Below are 1,728 nucleotides of genomic sequence, written 5' to 3' on the forward strand. Positions count from 1 at the left end.
CGAGTAATCTTCCTCGGCGCCATGGTTCAATTGGGAGACTTGGGAAATCTTTCAGGTCACGCAAGATACTAACTTCATTAGGGACATGTATGAGTACGGCGTGAGGTTTCACAGCTTCTGGGTGCGGGAGCGTGACGACGATCGAGACGGCCTCTGCGAATGGGGCGGCGATGCTTTCTTGGAGTCGGTGAGAGACTACAACGTGATTTGGGACCTGTTGGGCGGCTACCCAGATCCCCACAATGCCAACAAGGTGGAGGCACTGGACCTCAATTGCGAGCTGGTCATGGAGGAAAAGGCGCTGGCCTCCATGGCGGCTGCCTTGGGGAAGCAAGAGGAAAGCACGCACTGGGAGCGGCTTGCCCAGGCACGCGCCGACGCCATCAATGCCCTCATGTGGGACCCAGAGACGCGGTTTTACTACCATGTCGAGAGAAACAGTCACACTTTCACCTATCGGTCCACAAACGATCTGCGTCGCAAGGAAATCATCGGCTTCCTGCCGCTGTGGGCGGGGGTCGCTAACCAGGCGCAGGCGCGCTACCTTCTCGCCGAGCTGCGCAACCCCGAGACGTTCGGACGGCCCTATGGCGTCCCGCTTCTCGCACACAACGACCCCTACGACGGCTACGATGCGCATTCGGTGTACCCGGAGTGGAATTTCCTTGTCTTCCGCGGGTTGCTGGCTTATGGTTTCTATGACGAGGCTCGCGAGTTGGCTGAACGCCTCTTTGCCGGGGTGATCGAAACGCTGCGGAACTACCACGACTTTTACGAGTCCTATTTCTGCGACGCACCCCGTCCCTCGGATTCCTGGCTGCATACCTACATCTGGACTGGGGTGGTGGCGCGCATGCTTCTGGACTTGGCCGAGGTGGGCGTGCGGGTCGACGAACAAGAGGCTCCGCAGACACCGCCCCCAGCTGCGGTAGCCGTTTTCCCTAATCCATGCAATTCTCGAGCCGTCTTTGTCTTCACAACGAAGCAAGGGGGGCAGGCGCGGTTGAGCATCTACGACCTGGCCGGGCGCGAGGTAACACGACTCATTGACCAGAATCTGCCAGCCGGCTTGCATCGGATAGAGTGGGATGCCACCGCGCTGGGGAGGCCCGCCGCTTCCGGCCTCTACCTGTATGTGCTTGAGGCCGATAGCCGCATGTGGCAGGGGAAGATAGTGCTTGTCCGTTAGGTTCTGACGAAGAGCTTCTTTCTGGAAGGACAGCCTCCCGAGGCCGTCCTGTGTCGCCTCCTCGTTGGTGAGAGAACAACTTATGTGGAGGGTCAGAAATGCTTTCGAGGGTGAACTTGGGCGTCCTGTGTGCATTCATCTGGTGGGCATCTGGTCTTGGGGCGCAAGCGTGCGCAGGCTCCGTCCCAAAACCACCTTACGTGGTGCCAGTGGTGGTGGTGTGCTATTACCCACTGGCAGGCGATTCGATAAACATAGCTGTGACCGGGGATTGGGGACGAAGCCTTGCCTTCACCAAAGCCAAGGTCGATAGCCTCACCAAGAGGATTGCCGAATGCTTAGAAGAAGGCTCGCGCTTTCGGGCATACAAGAATCCCGAGGCGCAACCGAGCCTGAAGTACAAAGTCCTGCACAAGTACGAGTTCTTCGATCCCTTGCCGTTGTGTTTCAAGCCAGGCCATGCTCGTCCGGTGCCCGACTACTACGCGGTGGCCAAACGCATCAATGCAGAGTACTGGGTCGAAAAGAAAGGCGTGAAG

2 protein-coding genes are annotated in these 1,728 nt (G+C 58.4%); both read left to right on the forward strand.

All coding sequences use genetic code 11. The features are described 5' to 3' along the window. The first annotated feature begins 100 nt into the window (after nt 1-100). Nucleotides 101-1,189, forward strand: coding sequence for a T9SS type A sorting domain-containing protein (locus H5U38_12410; GenBank protein MBC7187827.1), 1,089 nt, complete (start codon nt 101-103; stop codon nt 1,187-1,189). A 98-nt stretch (nt 1,190-1,287) separates the two neighbouring features. Next, a partial coding sequence (locus H5U38_12415; GenBank protein MBC7187828.1) for a hypothetical protein occupies nt 1,288-1,728 on the forward strand: 441 nt, incomplete at its 3' end.

It is taken from the genome of Calditrichota bacterium (assembly GCA_014359355.1).
In the GTDB taxonomy this organism is placed as follows: domain Bacteria; phylum Zhuqueibacterota; class Zhuqueibacteria; order JANLFK01; family Oleimicrobiaceae; genus Oleimicrobium.